Genomic DNA, 19,590 nt, shown 5'->3' on the forward strand with positions numbered 1-19,590 from the left:
TGTTTTTCGTCGGATAGGCTGTGAATTGCCCGGTATCCGCCCAATTTTCGTCGTTTTTTCATGGGAAATCGAACGGATCATTGGAGGGATATAACCGTGACACGTCGAATTCTTAAGTCTATCCGGCACTATGTGGCCGACGAAAACGGTGCGGTGACCGTTGATTGGGTTGTTTTGGTATCGGCGATCATCGGGTTGGCGATCCCGATTATTGCACTTATTTACAAGGGTATGGATGTGTCAGCGGCGAATATCGACACGACGTTGTCGGCCATTTCAATTGTGACGAACTGATCCATTGTGACGGGCTGATCCACAGGCATCCCTTGCGTTGTGAATTACCGATCCGCAGGGTGATGCACGCCATCCATCCACGGCACGTCTGAGAGATCGGACGGGTTCACCCCCACAATTGCCCCGGCGTTGACCCCGTATTGCTGCGGGTTCGAGCGGCGTTGATGATGGGTGTAGATCCCACATGTGCTGCAAAAATAATGTTTCGCCGTCATTGTTCCGAATTGGTAGAGGCTGAGACTCTCGCCTCTTACGACCTCGATTCCCCCCAAGGCCGCCGTCACCATAATTGCCCCGCGTCGCCGACAGAGCGAACAATCGCACCGTCGTGCGGTGTTTAACCCGTCCAAAAGCTGAACGTTGAGTTCGACCCCGCCGCAATGGCAGGTCACGGTCACGGGGGTACTGAAATCTTGGGTCATTTGCGCCTCCTGACCTTGGGAACGGATGTGGTTTGGAGCCGATAGCGGGCTTTGGCATGGGGCGGTGCGCCGTCTGTGCGATCCCAAAATGCCCGCCCGCCGCGCCGCAGCCAAAGCGGGTAGGTGGCAAGGACGCCGGCGATAAACCCGCCGATATGGGCCAAATAGGCCACGCCCCCGTCACCACTTGCGCCGATTTCGCCGATAATTTGAAAGGCAAACCACAGCCCAAGCATCAACCATGCAGGCAGGGGCACGACTTTGAAAAAGATGATGAAAAAGAGAAAGACATCGACACGCGCCTTTGGGAACAAAAGCATATAGCCGCCCAAAACCCCGGCAATCGCGCCAGAGGCCCCAACCATCGGCACACGCGCATCCGGGGCGGCCATATATTGTGCTAGTCCGGCGGCCAGACCGCAGAATAGGTAAAATCCAAGATAGCGCAGATGCCCCATCTCATCCTCAAGATTGTCGCCAAAGATCCACAAAAACAGCATGTTACCGGCGATGTGCAGGATGCCGCCGTGCATGAACATGGAGGTGAGCATCGTATAATACCCATCCCCCATGGAAATCCGCGCGGGCACCATCGCCCAATTGGAATAGAGGACCAGCAAAGCCCGATCATCGCCATAAGAGGGCAGTATGGCCATGAACACCGCCGCGTTGAGCGCGATCAACGCATAGGTGACAAGCGCGGGGCGGCGGGAGGGGTTGTGGTCGCGAATTGGAAACATGTCGCCACTTTGATCGAGAATGAAAGCCTTTTGCAATTCATTTGCGGTAGGGATGACGTGTTAAAAGCCAACATCGTAATGTTGCACAGCGTTTTGCCAAAACCTGTGTGAAAGACTTTTCGCACATGCTTTCGTTGCTCTCAAGCGCCGCTTCCCTCTTTACACCGCCCGTGCCAACAGTATGGTCTGCCATCACAGCCTCGCGTGCCCGCGTGGTGGAATGGTAGACACATGAGACTTAAAATCTCCCGGCCGAATGGCCGTGCCGGTTCGAGTCCGGCCGCGGGCACCACGTTTTATTTCGCTCTTGGGGGAGAGCATCACCACAAGGTTAAGAAGACAGAATGTTGATCCTCACCTCGAGTTCTATCCCGCCCCGTTTTAAGTATCTGCCAAAATTTTACGCCCATCTCGCCAAACAGAGAACGCGACCAGATAAGGTCGAGCTTTGGGTGGCGCGCAATTATCGCCGTTTTCCCGGCGATATGCCGCAGTTGCCGGAGTTGCCTGATTGGGTCGAGGTGAATTGGGTTGAGGATGATCTTGGGCCCGCGACAAAAGTGCTTCCAGCCGCGCGTAAATGGCGTGGACAGGATGTCGATATTGTATATTGCGATGATGATCGACTGTATGATCTCAACTGGCTTGCACGTTTTGCCGACAGTAAATCGAAATTTCCGGGGATGGCGTTGACGGAATCCGGGCTGACGCTTGAACAAATTGGCTTGGATCGTGAGGTGCCGCTACCCGGACCCGAAGCCATATCGACATCGCGGGCCGAAAACCGCATGTATCGCTGGAAACGCCGCGCCACTTTGGGCCTGCACCGTCCCGCCCGCTCTCGGTATTCAACGGCGGGCTATATTGATATTGCCGAAGGTTTTGCGGGGGTGATGGTACGCCCTGACTGGTTCAAGGACGAAGACTTCAATATCCCGCCAATTCTTTGGACTGTGGATGATGTTTGGCTTTCGGGTTGTCTTTTGCGGCGCGGGATTCACATTCACAGCACGGATGGGGCCATGCGCCCCGTGTCGTACAAGCCATCACATCATTCCAGCCCTCTGGCGAAACACGTCGAAAATGGGGCCGGTCGTATGGAGGCCAACCGCGCCTGTGTTCAGTATTTCCGCGACACCTATGGGGTGTGGCTTTAACGTCCGCGCAGTTTGAATTCGAGCTTGCTGAGCAACGCCAACCACCAGTGCCGCTTCACGTCTTTATAGACAAAGGGGCGGCGCACTTTTGGGTTCTCACAGGTTAAGAAATCCTCCGCCATGGGCCAATGCGAGAGATCGCGGGTTTTCAGCGCCGTCACCTCAGTCGTTGTCATCGGGATGAACCGTTTCGGATCGGTGCCAACAATACGGCGCGCCAGACGGGCCGCGAGGGTTTGGGTGCGGTGGCGATAGATTGGGACTTCTGGGAGATGAAACACAAAAGGCGCGGCCAGTTGCGGCATGGTGGAAAACATCTTGCGGGCTTGCAGGACATTGTCATGCTCTGAGTTCTGGATCTTCCATTGGGTTGTGCGTAGACGTTCGACATGCCAAAGTGAAATGTCGAAATACGCGATCCGATTGGCATAATCTGGCTGATCTGGACGGCTGGGCGTGTCGTAGACACCACGCGCGGGATCAGGCGCGAGCAGCCGGTGATAGCGTTTCGCCCGCGCGCCACGTAAAAAGGTCACAGCCAAAAAGGCGCAGTTGGGATCGCCCGCAAACACCGCATCGATCGCGCCAAAATCGCTGTGATCCATAGCGCGCACCACTTGGGTGTCATCTTGCAGCATCAAAAGATAGCGCGACGTGGCCGTATCAAAGGCGCGCTGCATATTCGGATACAACCCGCCATGACGGGTGGTGCCGCTGTGTTGGTCGGGCTGTATGACCATGCCGTCGGGCAGGGTTGCGAGGTAGGCGATCAGGTTGGGGTCATCGGAATTGTCATCGAAAATGCGCAGCCGCGCTTTTGGAATGTGGCGTTGCACCGACACGACACAGTTTTTCAGATAAGCGGGGCGATTGTAGGAAAAAATCGCGACCTCTAATTCATTGCCCAAATCAGCGCCCAAATCTGTGATGTCCATCGCCGCGTGCCCTTTTTTCGAATATGGCCACTATGCCCGCAAAGCCTATGTGCCCGCAAGGCGGGCGAGAGGCGGTGACAGGGATATAAAACGTAGAAAGCGCAGCATGGCGGGCTGCGCTTTCTTATACAAATCGAACATTTGGGTCGTTTGGCTCAGCTCCGCGTTCCGGCGAATTTTTCTTGCCAGTCTTCGCGGTCTTCGTCGGAGATTTTGGCAAACAAATTGTCGGGGACAACGAATGTGTGGCCGGGTGTCAGGGACGACAGGCAGGCCGCGACATCTTCTGGCCAATCGAGCGTGTCAAGCGCCAGAGCCGTGTGCAATTTGCCTGATGTGTCCGGGATGAAAGGCGAGGAGAGGCGCGCGTAAAGCCCGATCAGGTTAAGCCCCATGCGCACCTGCATCGCGGCCAATTCCGGGTCTTCTTTGAAGGTGGACCAAGGGGCGGCGGATTGCAGATATTCGTTGCCCGCCACCCAGATGGCGCGCAGCGCATTCGCGCCTTTACGCACATCAATGGCGTCCATATGGGATTGATAGTCCGCGACTTTTTCGGTCAAATCGGCAATCAGCGCGCGCTCTTGGTCACCGTAGTCTCCGCCCGCAGGCACCTCTTCGCCAAATTTGGAGCGACAGAATTTGGTGATGCGCGACACGAAATTGCCCAGCACATCGGCCAAGTCTTTGTTCACACTGGATTGGAAATTTTCCCAAGTGAATTCGGAATCAGAGCTTTCGGGGGCATGGGACAACAGCCACCAGCGCCAGTAATCCGGCGGCAGGATGGACAGCGCCTGATCCATGAACACACCGCGCCCGCGCGAGGTGGAGAATTGCCCGCCGTCATAGTTCAGATAGTTGAACGATTTGATGTAATCGACCATCTTCCACGGCTCATTCGAACCGAGCATGGTGACGGGGAAAGACAGGGTGTGAAACGGCACGTTGTCCTTGCCCATGAATTGCACATATCGCACATCGTCCGCGCCCTTGTCGGTGCGCCACCAGCGCTCCCACGCCGCATCGTCAAACCCCTGTTTCGCCGCCCATTCCGCACCGCAGGCGATGTATTCGATCGGCGCGTCAAACCAGACGTAGAACACTTTGCCGTCCATCCCGGTCCAAGGTGCGCCGTCATATTGCACCGGCACCCCCCAGCTCAGATCGCGGGTGATGCCTCGGTCTTGCAGCCCGTCGCCATCATTGAGCCATTTCTTGGCAATCGAGGTGGTGAGCACGGGCCAATCGGTTTTGCTCTCAATCCACTCGCTCAATGCGCCGCGCATGTTCGATTGTTTGAGATAGAGGTGCTTGGTCGCACGAGTCTCAAGATCGGTCGCGCCCGAAATGGTTGAATGCGGGTTGATCAGATCGGTCGGGTCCAACTGTTTGGTGCAATTGTCGCATTGATCGCCCCGCGCAGAGTCGTAGCCGCAGTTGGGGCAGGTGCCTTCAATGTAGCGATCCGGCAAAAACCGCCCGTCGGTGACGGAATAGACCTGGGTTTCTTCGATCACCTCGATCAACCCGCTTTCGGCCAGTTTGGTGGCCAGATGTTGGGTCAGGATTTTGTTTTGCTCGCTCGACGAACGGCCAAAATGGTCAAAGGACAGACGGAACCCCGCGGCGATCTCGGCCTGAACCTCATGCAATTCGGCGCAATACTCGGCCACGGGTTTGCCCGCTTTTTGGGCGGCAATCTCGGCCGGGGTGCCGTGTTCGTCGGTGGCGCAGAGGAACAACACCTCGTCGCCCCGCGCGCGCCGATAGCGGGCGTAAAGGTCGGCGGGCAATTGCGAGCCAACAAGGTTGCCGAGGTGCTTGATCCCATTGATATAGGGCAAGGCTGAGGTGATGAGCGTGCGTGCCATGTGCGTCGTCCGGTCTGTCCGTTGCAAAGTCTTTAGCCTCTCTAGCGTGGCTGCGGCGAAAGGGCCAGAGGGCAGCGCCTGTTCGCGGGTTTTCGCGCCATTACATACGGATATGTCGCAAAACCGACGTGATAAAAGAGATGCAAAGCGCCTTGGCGAAATCTCTCATGCAAAGAGTGCGATGATTGATTGCCCTCAGGCGCGAGCACGTTAGGTTGAGCGCAAACAGGATTGGCGGCCTGCGTGAGCACAGGCCAGACAGAGATAAGGGACGTGATGCGATGAAACTGCGCAAAATTGGTAAAAGCGATCTGATGGTGTCTGAGATTTGTCTCGGGACAATGACTTGGGGCACACAGAATACGATGGACGAGGGCCACGCCCAGATTGACCGCGCCAAAGAGGTCGGTGTCAATTTCATCGACACGGCAGAAATGTACCCGGTCAACCCGGTGCGGGTTGAGACGGCAGGCGACACCGAAGTGATCATCGGCGAATATCTTGCGGCGCGCGGTGGGCGCGAGGATTGGATCATCGCGACTAAAATTGCCGGCACTGGCAGTGTCAATAAAGAGGGCATCACCGCCGAAAACCTTGAAGCGCGCCTTGATGCCTCGCTCAAGCGGCTCAAAACCGATTACGTCGATCTCTACCAATTCCATTGGCCCAATCGCGGCTCCTATCATTTCCGCCAGAACTGGACATTTGATCCGTCCTCGCAGCCGCCGAAAGATCAGGTTCTGGACAATATGCGGGCGGTTCTTGCAAAGATGGCGGAGCTGCAGAAGGCTGGCAAAGTGCGCGAATTTGGCACCTCGAACGAGAGTGCATGGGGCATGGCGCAGTGGTTGCGTTTGGCCGAGGAGATGGGCGCGCCGCGGATGCAGTCGATCCAGAACGAATATTCGCTGATGTGCCGCCATTATGACCTCGATCTGGGCGAATTGGCGGTGCATGAAGAGGTCACGCTTTTGGCCTATTCGCCGCTGGCCGCCGGGCTTTTGACCGATAAGTACAAGGGCGGCTCTGTGGTGCCGAAAGGCTCGCGTCTTGATCTGAATGGCGATCTGGGCGGTCGGGTCAGCCCGCGCGCCTGGCCTGCGGTTGACGCCTATGTCGAGATCGCGAAAAAACACGGGATCGACCCGGCGACGATGGCTGTGGCCTGGACACTGACCCGTCCATTTGACACGATGCCGATCATCGGCGCGACCTCTGTGGAACAGTTGGAAAAATCTTTGGACGCACGGGATGTGACGCTGTCAAAAGAGCTGCTCAAAGACATTGCAGCGGCGTATAAAGCCCATCCAATGCCTTACTAAGTGAGGCATATCAGGAGATCATATCATGCGGGCTGCCCTTTGGATTGCGCTTGCCACATTTGCCCTTACGGCTTGCCAAGCGGACGCGCCGGAGACGGGCGGGGGCTATGGTCTTGCGGGCTATGATCCGGGTGCGACATCGCAAAGGGTGGCCTGTGAGGCGCGGGGTGGGTCGTTTAAGCCGGGCGGGGCGTCCGGGGCTTTGGCTTGTTTCATGACGCCGAAAGATGCGGGGAAGTCCTGTTCCAAATCCTCGGAATGCAGCAGTGGGAATTGTCTGGCACGTTCGCAAAGCTGTAGCCCGATAGAGCCGCTGTTTGGCTGTAACGAGTTGTTGGATGCTTCAGGGCGGCGGGTGACATTATGCGTGGAGTGATCCAAAAACGCGAATTGCGCGATTTGTGCAATTTTAATGTGCAAAACCTCTTGTTTGGTGCGGTTGCTCTGACCCTGCTTGCAGGATGTGTGACTCCCGGATCGGCCTCCAAACCCACCGGCACACGCAATCCAGAGGTGGCGATGGCCTCTTTGGCCGCGTTGGACACGCTGAAATTTTCCGGTCGCTGGTATGAGGTTGAGGCGTTTGTGCCCGAAGGCAAATCCTGCGTTATCGGTGCGGTGACGTTTACCCGACAAACATCCGGCGATCTGATGGTGACCGAAGGCCCCTGTGCCGATGGTGCGCCGCGTCAGGGGCTGGCCAAGCGGATCGGGCCGGGGCGGTTTGCCTTTAAGGGCGACGAGATTTGGGTGTTTTGGGTTGATGCCGAATATCATGTCGCGGTCATGGGGACACCTTCGGGGGCGGCACATGTGTTGTCGCGCGAAATGAACCTGCCGCCGGATCGGCAGCGTGCGGTGCATGAGATTTTGGCGTGGAACGGCTATGACGTGACCCGGCTGCGCCCGGCGCGGCGCAAATAGACGTCATATAGACGTCAAAAGGGAGGAGCAGTGATGCGAATTTTGTTTACAGGTGGCTCAGGCAAGGCCGGGCGGCATGTTGTGCCCTATCTGGTGGCGCGCGGTCATCGGGTTTTGAACGCCGATCTTGTGCCCTTGGATGCGCCGGGGGTGGACAATCTGACGGTCGATGTGACCGACAGCGGTCAGGTGTTTAACGCTCTGACATCCTACGCAAATTTCGATGAATTGGAACCCGGAACAGGGGTGCCAAAATTTGACGCGGTGGTGCATTTTGCCGCCGTGCCGCGCATCCTTTTGAAGCCTGACAATGAAACCTACCGCGTCAATGTGATGAGCACCTATAATGTGCTTGAGGCGGCGGTGAAGCTTGGCATCAAAAAGGTGATTTTTGCCTCATCCGAGACCACATACGGCGTCTGTTTTGCCGATGGGACGCGGGTCCCCGAATATCTTCCGGTGGATGAGGATCACCCGGTCGTTCCCGAGGACAGCTATGCCATGTCCAAGGTCGCCAATGAGGTGACGGCGCGTTCGTTTCAGCGCCGCTCCGGCATCGACATCTACGGCATCCGCATCAACAATGTGATCGAACCGGATGAATATGAGCGCAATTTCCCGACCTATTTCGAACACCCGGCCATGCGGGAGCGCAACATCTTTGCCTATATCGACGCGCGCGATTTGGGGCAGATGGTCGATCTGATGTTGGCGAAAGACGGGTTGGGGTTTGAAATATTCAACGCCGCCAATGACGATCATTCGGTGAACCTGCGCACGCGTGAGATTGCCGAACGGTTTTATCCGAATGTGCGGTTTCTGCGCGAGATGGGCGATGATGAGAGCTTTTATTCCAACGAGAAGGCCAAGCGGCTGTTGGGATTTGCGCCCAAGCACGGTTGGCGGCAGGTCTTGAAATCCTGACCCTTCGCATTTGCTGATGGGGGTCCGCAGGATTTTTGACTAGGCGGTTTGAAAAATCCCGCTTATAGCCCCGGCATGATTATTGAACGGACATATATGGAGCACGCGCGCCGGATTTTGGTGCTGGGTCTGCCATTGGCGGGCAGTCAGCTTGCGCAATTTGCCGTGCATATGACCGATGTGATCATGATGGGTTGGTACGGTTTGGACGAACTGGCCGCGCTGGTCTTGGCCTCGGGCTTTTGGTTCGTGCTGTTTATCCTCTTGGCAGGGTTCGCCTTTGCCGTGATGCCTTTGGTCGCGACCGCGGCGGGGCGCGGGGATGTGACCATGGTGCGCCGGGCCACGCGGATGGCGATTTGGCTGTCCATCATCGCCGCCGTGGTGATCTATCCGGTGTTTGGGTTTTCCGACGAGGTTCTGGTCGCACTCGGGCAACAGCCGCATATCGCCGCCATGGCCAAACCCTATCTGGCGGTCGCGGGGTTTGAAATGATCCCGGCCTTGGTGGTCGCGGTGTTCCGTTCCTATTTCTCGGCGCTGGAGCGCACCCGCGTGGTGTTGATCGCGGTGATCTGTGCGGTCGGTCTGAACGCGCTGCTCAATTATATGCTGATCTTTGGCGGGTTTGGGATGCCGGAACTCGGCGTGTTGGGATCGGCCATTGCCTCGCTCATCGTCTCGACGTTGATGATGGTGGCGCTGGCGGTGTATGCCAAAATGGCAACGCCCGAAAATGACCTGTTCCGCAACCCGTTCAAACCCGATTGGCCGATGTTTCGCACTGTGTTTCGCATGGGGGTGCCCATCGGACTGACCTCGCTGGCGGAGGTCGGGTTGTTCAATGCCGCCGCCTTGATGATGGGCTGGATTGGTACGGCGACTTTGGCAGCGCATGGGATCGTGCTGCAACTCACGGCCATCGCCTTTATGACCCAAATCGGCCTGTCGCAGGCCGGCACCATCCGCGCCGGCAACGCCATGGGGCGCGGCGATGAGGCGGATCTGCGCAAAGGGGCGCGGGTGGTTGTGGTGATGTCACTGATCATGGCCGCGATTTCGTCGTCTTTGTTCTTATTGTTCCCGGATTTTCTCATCGGCTTGTTCATCGCCCCCGATGAACCGGCGCGCGCGGATGTTTTGGCCATTGGTGGCGTTCTGATCGTCTTAGCTGCGATGGTGCAGTTCTCGGATGGGGGGCAGGTTGTGGCGCTTTCCTTGCTGCGCGGGGTGCATGACACAGCCGTGCCAATGTGGTTGGCCAGTCTCAGCTATTGGGGCATTGGATTGCCCGTGTCCTACCTGTTCGGCTTTGTCATCGGCTGGGGCGCAGAGGGCGTTTGGATGGGCTTTGTCTTTGGTCTGACCTCGGCCTGCCTGTTGATGAGCTACCGCTTTTGGGTGCAAAAGTCGCGGATTTCGCGTCATGCCTAATCATGCCTAAAGCGTTTAGCCCTCGCCGCGGTCTTGCAACAGCCGATCCGACTTTTTGCGCACCAAGACCGTGCGAAGATCATGCATCGCCAGCAAAAGCGCATCCGTGACATTTTCCAACTGATCGTCCGTTGCCCGCGTTTGCGCCCAATGGGCGGTCAGGTTCAGATAATCAATCGCCCGGTGAATGTCGTCGATGTCGCGCTTTGCCAAAAGCTCAAGCCGCTCGGCCATCCACTCTTCGATGACTTGCATGTCCTCGGGAGACAGCTCCCGCCCGCCTTGTGGTTTGATTTCGCCATTCTTGATGTTGACCGCCGCAATTTGATCCATCTCGATCCGGCGCTGACGGTTTTCCGTATCCACGCGAAAGACAAAGGCGCCGTTTTCGCGGATACGGAAATAATATTCGGGAAGAGCGACGCTCATGAAAGCCCCGCGCAGAAATTCTGAATCCGGGTGCAGGCCTCTTTGAGGGCGGCGTCCGAGGTGGCGTAAGAGACGCGGAAGTTGGGCGACAGGCCAAAGGCCGCGCCAAACACCACGGCCACGCCGGTTTCTTCCAACAACGCTGTGGCGAAGTCTTCGTCATTGGTGATTTTGACCCCGCCTGCGGAGGTTTTGTTCAGGCATCCGGCGATGTCCGGGTAGACGTAGAACGCGCCTTCCGGGGTCGGGCAGGTGATGCCGGAGGCTTCGTTGAGCATCTTGACCACCATATTGCGGCGGCGCACAAAGGCTTCGTTGTGGACTGCGATGAAATCATGCGGGCCGTTCAGGGCCTCGACGGCGGCATATTGCGAGATCGAACAGGGGTTCGAGGTCGATTGCGATTGCACCTTGCGCATCGCATTGATCAATTCCACCGGCCCCGCCGCATAGCCGATCCGCCAGCCGGTCATGCAATAGGCTTTGGACACGCCATTGACCGTCAAAGTGCGCGCGTAAAGGCCGGGTTCGATCTCTGCCGGGGTGCAAAATTCAAAGCCGTCAAAGGCCAGATGTTCGTACATATCATCCGACATCACCCAGACATGCGGGTGGCGCATCAACACATCGGTCAGCTCTTTGAGTTCGGCTTTGGAATAGCCCGCGCCGGTGGGATTGGACGGTGAGTTGAAGATCAGCCACTTGGTTTTGGGCGTGATCGCGGACTCAAGCTGCGCTGCGGTGATTTTGAAATCATGATCCAACTTGCCTTCGATCGCCACGGGTACGCCGCCGGCCAAAAGCACCATATCCGGGTAGGACACCCAGTAAGGCGCGGGGATGATCACCTCGTCACCGGGGTTCAAGGTCGCCACCAGCGCGTTATAGAGCACCTGTTTGCCGCCGCCCGACACAGAGACCTGCGCGGGGGTATAGTCCAGCCCGTTGTCGCGTTTGAACTTGGCGCAAATCGCCTCTTTGAGTTCCGGGATGCCATCCACGGCGGTGTATTTGGTTTTGCCCTCTTCGATGGCGCGGATGCCCGCCGCTTTGATGTGTTCGGGCGTGTCAAAATCCGGCTCGCCTGCGCCAAGGCCGATCACGTCCTTGCCCGCGGCTTTCAATTCACGCGCCTTGTTGGTCACGGCGATGGTGGGAGACGGTTTGACACGCGACAGAGTCTCGGAGAGGAAAGGCATAGGAAAGCGTCCATTGGCTAAGGGTTTGGCGTAGTGATAGCGCCAAAAAGGACCGCTCGCCAAGCGCCGCTTGACGATAATCTTGGTATGGGCGCGATAATCTTGATATGGGTGCAAAAAACGTCACAGAGTTGGAGATCGCCATGCCTCAGTTCAGCCCTAAAAACGCAGTCAAGCCGGTGGGTGAGAGCATTGAAATCCGTCGCAAGCGGCTCAAAATCCGGGCGTGGCGGCGCGGGATCAAGGAAATGGATCTTTTGATCGGCGGCTATGCGGATGCGCATTTGGCCCAGATGGATACGGCGGCTTTGGATGAGTTTGAAACGCTGATGGATGAGCATGATCAGGATTTGTTGTCCTATGCGACCGGGCTGAAACCCGTGCCGGACCATCTCAAATCCATGTTGGAGCGGGTGATTGCGGATGCGGATCATCCATCTTGGGGCCTTATGGGCTAAAAGGTTACCAAATCCTTTCCTAAACCCACGCCCTGTCTACGCTATTTTTCCGCCAATTTGTCGAGATTGGAAAAATATGTGATGTTTAACTGAATTTTGGGAAATTCCGGTCAATCTGTCCTTCAAATAGCCTTTGGCGGAGTCACAGATGAGCATGCATTCAGCATTCGTAAAACCAATCGAAACCCCCTTTATGTCACAGTACCTTGAGGCATTGTCACTGGTGGAGCGGCTGCATCGCCTGCTTCTCGATGTGATCAAGGATGAATTCGAACGGGTTGGTATTTTGGAAATCAACGCGGTTCAGGCGCTTTTGCTGTTCAACGTCGGTGAAAACGAAGTGACCGCCGGGGAATTGAAAACGCGCGGGTATTATCAGGGCTCAAACGTGTCCTATAACCTCAAAAAACTGGTGGATATGGGCTATATGCACCATCAGCGCTGCGAAATTGACCGCCGCTCGGTGCGGGTGAAACTGACCGCCAAGGGCGACCATGTGCGCGTGACTGTGGCGGAGTTGTTTTCGCGTCATGCCGAGGGGTTGCAGGGCAAAGGGGTGATTTCCTCTGTGGGAATCGAGGACATCAATACGTCTTTGCGCCGTGTCGAACGCTATTGGGCCGATCAGATTCGCTATATCTATTGATCGGGCGTCGCGCGATCTGCGCGTGTTGTGCTGCCCGTTCATTTTGCACGGTTCATTTTGCACAGTTAATTTTGCACGGTCTGACTGGGCAGAATGTCCAGCCTCCCAATCGCAAGTGTTTGTAATTCTTTCAAAAGTTTGCGCGTCATAGTGCGTTCATAATCCTGATAGGACCCGGCACGTTCGACAAAAGCGCCATAGCCTTTGATCACCGCCCCTCTGAAATAACGTTCCAAGCCATCAAGTTCGCGGGTGATCGCGTCGGCACCGGCGGTGTCCGAGCCGGTGGAGACAATCAACCCGTTGATGGTCACATTGCTGAGGTTCGGTTCAAACCGTACCCGCTCAGGCCGCGGCCCCATGTTGGAGCGGCCATCGGCGGAAATATCCAACGTATAGCGCCAACAGCCGGGACGTTCGCTCAGCAGCGCCCCGCCAAACCGAATGGCTTCGCCCATGGCCGTACCCGGCCCATGCGGCACCCGTGTGAGGCTGCGCAATTTGGTTTGCACCTGATGCAAATCCTCTTGGCTGCGCACCGCAATCCAAGGCACCAAATCGCGCGGCGAGGCGTCGCCCGCCCATTCATAGACGGTGATCCAAACCGGCGCGCCCTCGACGGCCAAAAACGCCCGCGTCACCTCCGGGGCGGCCAAGGCGCGCGCCAGACCTTCGATCTGCAATTGCCACTCACGGGCATCGACCGAGCCGGAGACATCCAGCCCCAGCGCCAAAGCCTGTCGACAGGCCTCGGCTTGTGTGGGTTCAGTCGTCATAAACGCGGCGAAAATCGCGCTGAGAAGGGCGGTTTTTACCAATGCCCAACACTTTCCATCGACGCCCACGGCTCTGCCGGTGCCAGGGCTTCGCCTTTTTGCAACAGCTCGATCGAAATATTGTCCGGTGAGCGCACAAAGGCCATGTGCCCGTCGCGCGGCGGTCGGTTGATCACCACGCCATTGTCCATAAGTGTCTGACAAAGCGTATAAATATCTTCGACCTCATAGGCCAGATGGCCAAAATGGCGACTGTCTGAGGGCAGGCCCTCGTCGCCATCCCAATTGTAGGTCAGTTCCACCGGACACTCTTCTTGTCCCTCGGGGGCCATGAAAATCAACGAAAACCGTCCCGCTTCGCTGTCCATGCGACGAATCTGTCGCAGTCCCAATAGCGTGAAAAACGCCATGGTTTTTTCCAAATCCTTCACTCGAACCATCGTGTGCAAATAGCGCATTTTGCATCCTCCTTGTTTGTTTGGAGCAACTCTAGCCCTTTGTGGGCGCTTTTCCATCCCCTTGGCACAGGTTCCGCCTTGGCTTGCCCCTCTGCGTCAGTAATACTGAGGCCAAACTCGCGCCTACTACATCTTGGGGATAATGCCGTGCAACAATACCATGACCAGTTGAAAACCATCCTTGCCCATGGCGTTGACACCACCGATCGCACTGGCACGGGCACCCGATCCTATTTCGGGCTTCAGGCCCGCTACCCGCTCAGCGATGGGTTTCCCTTGGTGACCACCAAAAAACTCTACCTGCGCGCCATCATCCATGAGCTTTTGTGGTTCCTTTCCGGCGACACCAATATCAAATATCTGCGCGACAATAAGGTGACGATTTGGGACGAATGGGCCGATGAAAATGGCGATCTGGGTCCGGTCTACGGCGCGCAATGGCGCAACTGGCCGGGCGGGGAGCGCGGCACATTTGACCAGATCACCAATCTCGTTGAGGCAATCAAGAACACCCCCGATTCGCGCCGCCTCATCGTTTCCGCCTGGAATCCCGCCGAGGTCGACAATATGGCGCTGCCGCCCTGTCATACCCTGTGGCAGGTCAAAATCCTGGGCGGGAAACTGCACCTTCAACTCTACCAACGCTCCGCCGACATGTTCCTTGGCGTGCCGTTCAACATCGCCTCCTACGCGCTTTTGCTGCAAATGCTGGCGCAGGTGACGGGCTATGAGCCGGGTGATTTTGTCCATTCGATCGGCGACGCGCATATCTATTCCAACCATATGGAACAGGTCGCATTGCAACTCACGCGCAGCCCCAAACCGCTGCCGCGCATCCGGATCAACCCGGAGATCAAAAGCCTGTTCGATTTCACGTTTGATGATTTCGAGGTGCTGGATTACGACCCCGATCCCGCCATCAAAGCCCCGGTTGCAGTCTAAGGAGCCTCGTCATGATCACGCTTATCGCTGCCCGCGACCGCAACGGCGCCATTGGCAGGGGCAACACCATCCCATGGGAGGCCCCGGAGGATTTGCGGTTTTTCATGCGTGAAACCATGGGGGGCGCGGTCATCATGGGGCGCAACACCTGGGACAGCCTTCCATTTAAGCCATTGAAAAATCGTTTGAATATCGTGGTGTCCTCTCGGGCTGTCGATCACGACCATGTTTTTTCCAGCGTTGAGGCGGCGATCCGGTTTGCCCGCTCCGAACATCGCGCCCGCATCTACGGCATGGGTGGATTTGGCATCTACAATGCGATGTTGCCGCTGGCCGACCGTTTGGTGATCACCGAGGTCGACACAGAGGTCGAGGGCGCGGACACATGGTTCCCGACATTCGACCCAAGTGATTGGCGCGAAGTCTCGCGAATGGTGCTGCGCGCGGAGGGGCCGAAGTGTGAGGTGGTGGAATGGGTGCGGTGAGCTTGGTCAATGGTTGAAAAATGACGCCACTGTTGTACATTTGGAAACAATCGCTCCCCAAACCATCAAATCCTTGCCGCAGTCGCGCAAGCTGCGTTATCCTTTAACCATAGAGATTTGCGCCCAAATTGGGCCCGTGTTCCGGAGTGTGTAGAATGATGAAAACCGCGTTGACTGCCGCTGTGTTGACCTTTGGGGCGAGCCCGATGTTTGCCGCTGACACCCAGCCCTATGACCCCGTTGTCAAACATTTCGCCTATGAGAAAAACGTCGAAAACTTTTGTCCGGCGGGCACGCAGCCGATCCGGTATAACGGCGTGGTGTGTTGCGGCGTGCCGAATGCGACGGGCTATGGCGACGCTCCCGTGAGCCAGCGGCGCTATGTCCCCGCGATGGCGACGAACACCACCGATCCGAAATCTCCGAGTTACGTGCCGGAGCGGATTTCGATGGGGGCGGGCAGCTAAGTCACAGAACCCGTTGTGGAATTCAAAAGCCCGCCCTGTGTATGGGACGGGCTTTTGTCATTCGGCACCATCCTCAACACGTTCCGAGAGGATGAAATCGGCCACAGCCGCGCCCAGCGTCTCATGCGATTGCGCCTCAAGATGGACGCCATCGACCTGAGAGACCGACACCACGGAATTGGCATCAAACACCGCCACATCGCGAGCTTCGGCCACGGCACGTAATGCCTCACGGCTGGCCATGGCTTTGGCCTCCGCCCCCTGATAATGCGCGGTCAAAACGCCCAAAGCGCGCGGGGCGGGGGGCAGGATGAGAAAGGGTTCAAACCCGCCATGACGCGCCTGCATCTCGTCGGAGAGCGCAACATCAAGGTGAAAGGCGGCGGCCTCGGCGATGTCTTCCGGCGTGGCGTCAAACTGCGCCTTGAGGTCATTGGTGCCCAGCATGATGGTCAGCGCATCAATCGGCCCGTGGCTTTCGAGCGCAATGAAAAGGCCCAAACGCCCATCCATATGCGGCCCCATTTCGGGGTCGGGAAAGGCAAAGGTGCGCCCCGGCAAGCCCTCTTCAATCAGATCCCATCCCAGCCGTTCCGCCATGACCACAGGCCAGCGGCGCAAGAGACGCGGCAGCTCGGATGGGCGCGTGTGCATCGGTTGAGTGCCATGGGTGTTGCTGTCGCCAAAGGTCAGGATCGTGGGCACGGGGGCCTCCAAAATGAGCATAGAAAACGGCCCCGGAGTGGCCCCGGGACCGTCAAAGATCAACCGAAAAATCGTTCAGATCGCTTCGAGTTCGGATGCAGAGGCGCGGCCATCACGACCATCGCGCAGCTCATAGCGGATTTTCATATTGTCGGCGAGGCCGGTCATGCCCGCGCGCTCGACGGCAGAAATATGAACAAAAACGTCCTTGCCGCCATCATCGGGGGCAATAAAGCCGAAACCTTTGGTGGTGTTGAACCATTTTACAGTGCCGGTGGGCATTGTCATCACTCCTATCATGTCATCCGCCACAACGTGCGACGGGCCGGTGCAGCCTGGTCTTCCAAGTCTTCCAGCTGCCCCGTAAGAAGGAGCGGTCGTTCTAGAAAGTCAGCAGTCACGAGATAAGTTTGCCTCAAGTTGAAAATAAGGCAAGCAACAAGTTTATAACACCGCGCACAGGCGGTTTTTTGAGCGGCTGGGGCTGTGGATTGGGCGCTTGGTGAATCGAAAAGAGGTTAAAATGACGGTTATTTACGGGATTAAGACATGTGACACCTGTCGCAAAGCGGTCAAAGCGCTCTCGGCGGAGTTGCGCGACATTCGTGCCGAACCATTGTCCGCGCAGGACTTGGAGCGGTTTCATGCGGAGTTTGGCGATGCGATTTTAAACACGCGCTCGACCACATGGCGGGGCTTGTCAGAGGCGGAGCGGACCCGCGCGCCCCTCGCACTATTGGCCGATCACCCGACGCTGATGAAGCGCCCGGTGATCGAAAAGGACGGTGTTTTGTACCTTGGCTGGGGCAAGGATGTTCAGGCCGCTGTTTTGGCCTGAACCCGGTTCCAGATCAGCCGATCGAGTGAGGCCCAGCCACCGCCCAAGCCGATGAGCACGGCAAATCCGAGCATCCAAAAGCTGCGTTGGTCCAGGATCAGCGCGTCAGATGCCCGGTCAAACCACGCCCCCACGGTGGCGGGATCGACACCATGGCCGATGACATCGGTGAGCGATTGCACGAGGACAAAGCCGACCATGCCGAGGGCTGCGAGGCGGGTGAACAAGCCGACAATCAGCAGCACGGGCAGAAGGATTTCGGCATAGCTTCCCGCCATCACCACCGCCCATTCAAACAGGCCAAAGCCCGAAATGTCATAGCCTGCCGCCTCCATCTTGCGTGGGAAGACTTGGGCGTAGGCATTGAAGGTTGGGGTGAACGGACCGGATAATTTGGTCGCCGCCGAGGCCCAGAAATAGCGGGTCAACACCCCGGCAAAGGTGAGGCGCGCGAGCAGGGGGAGGGCAGAGAGGGCGAGGCTGTTGATGCGATCGAACGTGTTTTTAAGGTCAAACATGGGCTGTGTCCTGCGGTAAGGTGAGTGCTCCGCCGGTCAGCAGTGCGCAAAGAAAGGCCGAGAGGTCGAGTGCTCCGGGAGCGAAATTGAGCGCCTCGCTTAGAGGCGTCCCCGCGTTCAAAGCCGTCAAAACGGCACTGGTGCCGGGAGGAAAGCCCGTCGCCACCGGATCAAAACCGGCGCGGGTGATCAGGGCATCTTCGGCCCCGCCTGTGGGGTTTGACCCGCCAAGAGCGGCGGCATGAATTTGGGTCACCGGAGAGGCGCTTTCGATCCAAAACACCGAAGGGGCCAAACGCAGCGGGCGTGTGAACGCCTCTGGGTGTTGCAAGGCCTCGGCGGTGAGTACCGTGGCATCGGCGGCGTGATAGCTTTGGCGCAGGGCGTATTCGAGCCGCGCGACATCGGGCAAATAGGGCAGGTGGCGCACGGGCTCAAACCCGGCCAGAAACTCGGGGAACGTCTCGCCGTAGAGCGCCAGTCGCGGCGATTTTGGTGGATGTGCGCGCAGGTAAACCCCTGTCATTGCGTCAAAAAATGCCGCGCCGAGCAAAGATTTGATCGCGGGAAAGCCCGACGAAAGCGCCTCTTTCAAACTCACCGCGACATTGTTGCGATAGACATTAAAGCGCGCAGCTACGGGGCGGTCAGACGCATCGGTGAGGCCCATCGGAATGGGGGCGTCTGGGTCAAGCACGGCGGCGATGAAGGCGGATTGGGTCATGCAGGCACCCGGTGCAACAGGGCAGCGGCACGGTCGGCCTCAGCGGCCAAAACCTTCCATTCGGGCACATCGGTGTCCCATTCGATCAGGGTCGGTTTGGCACCGCCGACGGACAAACTATGGGCATAAAGTGCCCAAACCGGGTCGGCCACTTCGCGCCCGTGGCTGTCGATCAACAAGGGCGCGCCCGTCTCATCTGCGTCCTCATCATGGCCGCCAAGGTGGATTTCCCCCACGGCCTCATGGGCGAAAGCGTCAATATAGGAGATGGGGTCAAAGGCCAGATTGGTGGCGGAGACGAAGACATTGTTCACGTCCAGCAACAGCCCGCAACCGGTGCGTTTGGCGATCTCACGCAGGAAATCGACCTCCGCATAGGTGCTCTCAGAAAAGGCCAAATAAGCGGAGGGGTTTTCAAGCAACATCTGCCGCCCGATCCGATCTTGCAGCTCGTTAATATGGGCGCAGACACGGGTCAATGTGGCCTCGGTGTAGGGCAGGGGCAGCAGGTCATTGAAAAACGCACCGCCATGGGTGGACCAAGCCAGATGTTCGGAAAATCGCGCCGGTTGGAGCCAGTCGAGCAGGTGTTTGAGCCGGGCCAGATGGTCGGGGTCAAGCCGGCCTTCGCCGCCGATTGAAAGGCCAACACCATGCACGGAGATCGGGAACAGATCGGAGAGCGCACGCAGTTGTGCCAAGGGCCGTCCCCCCGCGCCCATGTAGTTTTCCGCATGGATTTCAAGCCATTCAACCGGGGATTTGTCGGCCACAAGGTTTGAAAAATGTTGTGGTTTGTAGCCGACGCCCGCGCCATTGGGCAGGGTGTCACGCCAAGTGTCATGCCGGGTGTCGCGCCAGTTGTTACGGTGGTCCAACATCTCATCTCCCCCCGAAGGTCTGTGTTTGACAAGAGGGT

At 57.5% G+C, this 19,590-nt stretch carries 26 protein-coding genes and 1 tRNA gene; 14 read left to right on the top strand and 13 right to left on the bottom strand.

Going from position 1 to position 19,590, the window contains the following annotated elements; all coding sequences use genetic code 11:
- The first annotated feature begins 96 nt into the window (after positions 1 to 96).
- On the top strand, positions 97 to 294 hold the full coding sequence (locus BLT54_RS22120; RefSeq protein ID WP_009570998.1) for a hypothetical protein: 198 nt from the start codon (positions 97 to 99) through the stop codon (positions 292 to 294).
- Between the two features lie 44 nt (positions 295 to 338).
- Here BLT54_RS22120 and BLT54_RS04735 read toward each other — a convergent pair whose 3' ends face one another.
- Both BLT54_RS04735 and BLT54_RS04740 read right to left on the bottom strand, forming a co-directional pair.
- Complete coding sequence (locus BLT54_RS04735; protein WP_074641761.1) at positions 339 to 716, bottom strand: GFA family protein; 378 nt, start codon at positions 714 to 716, stop codon at positions 339 to 341.
- Complete coding sequence (locus BLT54_RS04740; protein ID WP_074642418.1) at positions 713 to 1,456, bottom strand: rhomboid family intramembrane serine protease; 744 nt, start codon at positions 1,454 to 1,456, stop codon at positions 713 to 715. Before BLT54_RS04740 ends, BLT54_RS04735 begins: the two co-directional genes overlap by 4 nt.
- Positions 1,457 to 1,662: 206 nt before the next feature.
- Between BLT54_RS04740 and BLT54_RS04745 the strand changes: the two genes are divergently transcribed.
- Positions 1,663 to 1,748, top strand: a tRNA-Leu gene (locus BLT54_RS04745).
- Between the two features lie 52 nt (positions 1,749 to 1,800).
- Entirely contained in the window at positions 1,801 to 2,613 is an 813-nt protein-coding gene (locus BLT54_RS04750) for a hypothetical protein (protein WP_074641763.1), read from the top strand.
- Here the strand turns inward: BLT54_RS04750 and BLT54_RS04755 are convergent.
- A complete protein-coding gene (locus BLT54_RS04755) occupies positions 2,610 to 3,548 on the bottom strand; it encodes a glycosyltransferase family protein (RefSeq protein ID WP_074641765.1) in 939 nt (312 codons plus the stop codon). The genes BLT54_RS04750 and BLT54_RS04755 overlap by 4 nt on opposite strands.
- Before the next feature lie 155 nt (positions 3,549 to 3,703).
- Entirely contained in the window at positions 3,704 to 5,422 is a 1,719-nt protein-coding gene (gene metG / locus BLT54_RS04760; RefSeq protein ID WP_074641767.1) for a methionine--tRNA ligase, read from the bottom strand.
- Between the two features lie 281 nt (positions 5,423 to 5,703).
- Here metG and BLT54_RS04765 point away from each other — a divergent pair, with 281 nt between their 5' ends.
- The 5 genes from BLT54_RS04765 (at position 5,704) to BLT54_RS04785 (ending at position 10,026) form a co-directional block, all read left to right on the top strand.
- A complete protein-coding gene (locus BLT54_RS04765; RefSeq protein WP_074641769.1) occupies positions 5,704 to 6,744 on the top strand; it encodes an aldo/keto reductase in 1,041 nt (346 codons plus the stop codon).
- 25 nt (positions 6,745 to 6,769) lie between these two features.
- A complete protein-coding gene (locus tag BLT54_RS04770) occupies positions 6,770 to 7,120 on the top strand; it encodes a hypothetical protein (protein WP_074641771.1) in 351 nt (116 codons plus the stop codon).
- Entirely contained in the window at positions 7,108 to 7,668 is a 561-nt protein-coding gene (locus tag BLT54_RS04775; protein WP_074641773.1) for a lipocalin family protein, read from the top strand. The genes BLT54_RS04770 and BLT54_RS04775 overlap by 13 nt, the downstream gene beginning before the upstream one ends.
- Positions 7,669 to 7,701: 33 nt before the next feature.
- Positions 7,702 to 8,592 carry an NAD-dependent epimerase/dehydratase family protein gene (locus BLT54_RS04780; protein WP_074641775.1) on the top strand — a complete coding sequence of 297 codons (891 nt, stop codon included), beginning with the start codon at positions 7,702 to 7,704 and terminating at the stop codon, positions 8,590 to 8,592.
- 75 nt (positions 8,593 to 8,667) lie between these two features.
- Positions 8,668 to 10,026: an MATE family efflux transporter gene (locus tag BLT54_RS04785; protein WP_074642421.1), complete on the top strand. Its 1,359-nt coding sequence runs from the start codon at positions 8,668 to 8,670 to the stop codon at positions 10,024 to 10,026.
- A 15-nt stretch (positions 10,027 to 10,041) separates the two neighbouring features.
- On the opposite strand, the gene BLT54_RS04790 is transcribed toward BLT54_RS04785, so the two are convergent.
- Positions 10,042 to 10,455 carry a hypothetical protein gene (locus BLT54_RS04790; RefSeq protein ID WP_074641777.1) on the bottom strand — a complete coding sequence of 138 codons (414 nt, stop codon included), beginning with the start codon at positions 10,453 to 10,455 and terminating at the stop codon, positions 10,042 to 10,044.
- Positions 10,452 to 11,654, bottom strand: coding sequence for a pyridoxal phosphate-dependent aminotransferase (locus tag BLT54_RS04795; protein WP_074641779.1), 1,203 nt, complete (start codon positions 11,652 to 11,654; stop codon positions 10,452 to 10,454). Before BLT54_RS04795 ends, BLT54_RS04790 begins: the two co-directional genes overlap by 4 nt.
- Positions 11,655 to 11,797: 143 nt before the next feature.
- Here BLT54_RS04795 and BLT54_RS04800 point away from each other — a divergent pair, with 143 nt between their 5' ends.
- Both BLT54_RS04800 and BLT54_RS04805 read left to right on the top strand, forming a co-directional pair.
- Positions 11,798 to 12,112: an FAD assembly factor SdhE gene (locus BLT54_RS04800; RefSeq protein ID WP_074642424.1), complete on the top strand. Its 315-nt coding sequence runs from the start codon at positions 11,798 to 11,800 to the stop codon at positions 12,110 to 12,112.
- Between the two features lie 148 nt (positions 12,113 to 12,260).
- Positions 12,261 to 12,758: a MarR family winged helix-turn-helix transcriptional regulator gene (locus tag BLT54_RS04805; protein WP_074641781.1), complete on the top strand. Its 498-nt coding sequence runs from the start codon at positions 12,261 to 12,263 to the stop codon at positions 12,756 to 12,758.
- Positions 12,759 to 12,823: 65 nt separating this feature from the next.
- Here the strand turns inward: BLT54_RS04805 and BLT54_RS04810 are convergent, their stop codons facing one another.
- Together BLT54_RS04810 and BLT54_RS04815 are read right to left on the bottom strand one after the other, a co-directional pair.
- A complete protein-coding gene (locus BLT54_RS04810; RefSeq protein ID WP_245707950.1) occupies positions 12,824 to 13,576 on the bottom strand; it encodes a DUF1194 domain-containing protein in 753 nt (250 codons plus the stop codon).
- Positions 13,570 to 13,992 carry a VOC family protein gene (locus BLT54_RS04815; protein WP_074641783.1) on the bottom strand — a complete coding sequence of 141 codons (423 nt, stop codon included), beginning with the start codon at positions 13,990 to 13,992 and terminating at the stop codon, positions 13,570 to 13,572. Before BLT54_RS04815 ends, BLT54_RS04810 begins: the two co-directional genes overlap by 7 nt.
- A 147-nt stretch (positions 13,993 to 14,139) precedes the next feature.
- Between BLT54_RS04815 and BLT54_RS04820 the strand changes: the two genes are divergently transcribed.
- From BLT54_RS04820 to BLT54_RS04830, 3 genes are all read left to right on the top strand, one after another.
- On the top strand, positions 14,140 to 14,934 hold the full coding sequence (locus BLT54_RS04820) for a thymidylate synthase (protein WP_074641785.1): 795 nt from the start codon (positions 14,140 to 14,142) through the stop codon (positions 14,932 to 14,934).
- Positions 14,935 to 14,945: 11 nt separating this feature from the next.
- On the top strand, positions 14,946 to 15,419 hold the full coding sequence (locus BLT54_RS04825; protein ID WP_074641787.1) for a dihydrofolate reductase: 474 nt from the start codon (positions 14,946 to 14,948) through the stop codon (positions 15,417 to 15,419).
- 155 nt (positions 15,420 to 15,574) lie between these two features.
- Positions 15,575 to 15,886 carry a hypothetical protein gene (locus tag BLT54_RS04830; protein WP_074641789.1) on the top strand — a complete coding sequence of 104 codons (312 nt, stop codon included), beginning with the start codon at positions 15,575 to 15,577 and terminating at the stop codon, positions 15,884 to 15,886.
- A 57-nt stretch (positions 15,887 to 15,943) separates the two neighbouring features.
- Here the strand turns inward: BLT54_RS04830 and BLT54_RS04835 are convergent, their stop codons facing one another.
- Together BLT54_RS04835 and BLT54_RS04840 are read right to left on the bottom strand one after the other, a co-directional pair.
- Positions 15,944 to 16,591: a GDSL-type esterase/lipase family protein gene (locus BLT54_RS04835; protein WP_083351718.1), complete on the bottom strand. Its 648-nt coding sequence runs from the start codon at positions 16,589 to 16,591 to the stop codon at positions 15,944 to 15,946.
- Positions 16,592 to 16,666: 75 nt separating this feature from the next.
- Complete coding sequence (locus BLT54_RS04840; protein ID WP_009570975.1) at positions 16,667 to 16,873, bottom strand: cold-shock protein; 207 nt, start codon at positions 16,871 to 16,873, stop codon at positions 16,667 to 16,669.
- 241 nt (positions 16,874 to 17,114) lie between these two features.
- On the opposite strand from BLT54_RS04840, the gene BLT54_RS04845 reads away from it, so the two are divergent.
- Complete coding sequence (locus BLT54_RS04845; protein ID WP_074641793.1) at positions 17,115 to 17,429, top strand: arsenate reductase family protein; 315 nt, start codon at positions 17,115 to 17,117, stop codon at positions 17,427 to 17,429.
- Here the strand turns inward: BLT54_RS04845 and BLT54_RS04850 are convergent.
- Genes BLT54_RS04850 through bufB form a run of 3 tightly spaced genes read right to left on the bottom strand, consistent with a single transcriptional unit; the run spans position 17,408 to position 19,552 of the window.
- A complete protein-coding gene (locus BLT54_RS04850) occupies positions 17,408 to 17,947 on the bottom strand; it encodes a DoxX family protein (RefSeq protein ID WP_074641795.1) in 540 nt (179 codons plus the stop codon). The two genes, BLT54_RS04845 and BLT54_RS04850, sit on opposite strands and share 22 nt — an antisense overlap.
- Entirely contained in the window at positions 17,940 to 18,671 is a 732-nt protein-coding gene (locus BLT54_RS04855; protein ID WP_074641797.1) for an HvfC/BufC N-terminal domain-containing protein, read from the bottom strand. The genes BLT54_RS04850 and BLT54_RS04855 overlap by 8 nt, the downstream gene beginning before the upstream one ends.
- Positions 18,668 to 19,552: an MNIO family bufferin maturase gene (gene bufB, locus BLT54_RS04860; RefSeq protein ID WP_074641799.1), complete on the bottom strand. Its 885-nt coding sequence runs from the start codon at positions 19,550 to 19,552 to the stop codon at positions 18,668 to 18,670. Before bufB ends, BLT54_RS04855 begins: the two co-directional genes overlap by 4 nt.
- Positions 19,553 to 19,590: the final 38 nt, after the last annotated feature.

The sequence above is a fragment of the Celeribacter baekdonensis genome (assembly GCF_900102315.1).
GTDB classification, from domain to species: Bacteria; Pseudomonadota; Alphaproteobacteria; order Rhodobacterales; family Rhodobacteraceae; genus Celeribacter; species Celeribacter baekdonensis.

What these genes read in the sequence shown, in the direction of transcription:
- BLT54_RS04735 (WP_074641761.1), bottom strand. Translation starts at nt 716, where the DNA reads ATGACCCAAGATTTCAGTACCCCCGTGACCGTGACCTGCCATTGCGGC.
- BLT54_RS04740 (WP_074642418.1), bottom strand. Translation starts at nt 1,456, where the DNA reads ATGTTTCCAATTCGCGACCACAACCCCTCCCGCCGCCCCGCGCTTGTC.
- BLT54_RS04750 (WP_074641763.1), top strand. Translation starts at nt 1,801, where the DNA reads ATGTTGATCCTCACCTCGAGTTCTATCCCGCCCCGTTTTAAGTATCTG.
- BLT54_RS04755 (WP_074641765.1), bottom strand. Translation starts at nt 3,548, where the DNA reads ATGGACATCACAGATTTGGGCGCTGATTTGGGCAATGAATTAGAGGTC.
- metG (WP_074641767.1), bottom strand. Translation starts at nt 5,422, where the DNA reads ATGGCACGCACGCTCATCACCTCAGCCTTGCCCTATATCAATGGGATC.
- BLT54_RS04765 (WP_074641769.1), top strand. Translation starts at nt 5,704, where the DNA reads ATGAAACTGCGCAAAATTGGTAAAAGCGATCTGATGGTGTCTGAGATT.
- BLT54_RS04770 (WP_074641771.1), top strand. Translation starts at nt 6,770, where the DNA reads ATGCGGGCTGCCCTTTGGATTGCGCTTGCCACATTTGCCCTTACGGCT.
- BLT54_RS04775 (WP_074641773.1), top strand. Translation starts at nt 7,108, where the DNA reads ATGCGTGGAGTGATCCAAAAACGCGAATTGCGCGATTTGTGCAATTTT.
- BLT54_RS04780 (WP_074641775.1), top strand. Translation starts at nt 7,702, where the DNA reads ATGCGAATTTTGTTTACAGGTGGCTCAGGCAAGGCCGGGCGGCATGTT.
- BLT54_RS04785 (WP_074642421.1), top strand. Translation starts at nt 8,668, where the DNA reads ATGATTATTGAACGGACATATATGGAGCACGCGCGCCGGATTTTGGTG.
- BLT54_RS04790 (WP_074641777.1), bottom strand. Translation starts at nt 10,455, where the DNA reads ATGAGCGTCGCTCTTCCCGAATATTATTTCCGTATCCGCGAAAACGGC.
- BLT54_RS04795 (WP_074641779.1), bottom strand. Translation starts at nt 11,654, where the DNA reads ATGCCTTTCCTCTCCGAGACTCTGTCGCGTGTCAAACCGTCTCCCACC.
- BLT54_RS04800 (WP_074642424.1), top strand. Translation starts at nt 11,798, where the DNA reads ATGCCTCAGTTCAGCCCTAAAAACGCAGTCAAGCCGGTGGGTGAGAGC.
- BLT54_RS04805 (WP_074641781.1), top strand. Translation starts at nt 12,261, where the DNA reads ATGAGCATGCATTCAGCATTCGTAAAACCAATCGAAACCCCCTTTATG.
- BLT54_RS04815 (WP_074641783.1), bottom strand. Translation starts at nt 13,992, where the DNA reads ATGCGCTATTTGCACACGATGGTTCGAGTGAAGGATTTGGAAAAAACC.
- BLT54_RS04825 (WP_074641787.1), top strand. Translation starts at nt 14,946, where the DNA reads ATGATCACGCTTATCGCTGCCCGCGACCGCAACGGCGCCATTGGCAGG.
- BLT54_RS04830 (WP_074641789.1), top strand. Translation starts at nt 15,575, where the DNA reads ATGATGAAAACCGCGTTGACTGCCGCTGTGTTGACCTTTGGGGCGAGC.
- BLT54_RS04840 (WP_009570975.1), bottom strand. Translation starts at nt 16,873, where the DNA reads ATGCCCACCGGCACTGTAAAATGGTTCAACACCACCAAAGGTTTCGGC.
- BLT54_RS04845 (WP_074641793.1), top strand. Translation starts at nt 17,115, where the DNA reads ATGACGGTTATTTACGGGATTAAGACATGTGACACCTGTCGCAAAGCG.
- BLT54_RS04850 (WP_074641795.1), bottom strand. Translation starts at nt 17,947, where the DNA reads ATGTTTGACCTTAAAAACACGTTCGATCGCATCAACAGCCTCGCCCTC.
- BLT54_RS04855 (WP_074641797.1), bottom strand. Translation starts at nt 18,671, where the DNA reads ATGACCCAATCCGCCTTCATCGCCGCCGTGCTTGACCCAGACGCCCCC.
- bufB (WP_074641799.1), bottom strand. Translation starts at nt 19,552, where the DNA reads ATGTTGGACCACCGTAACAACTGGCGCGACACCCGGCATGACACTTGG.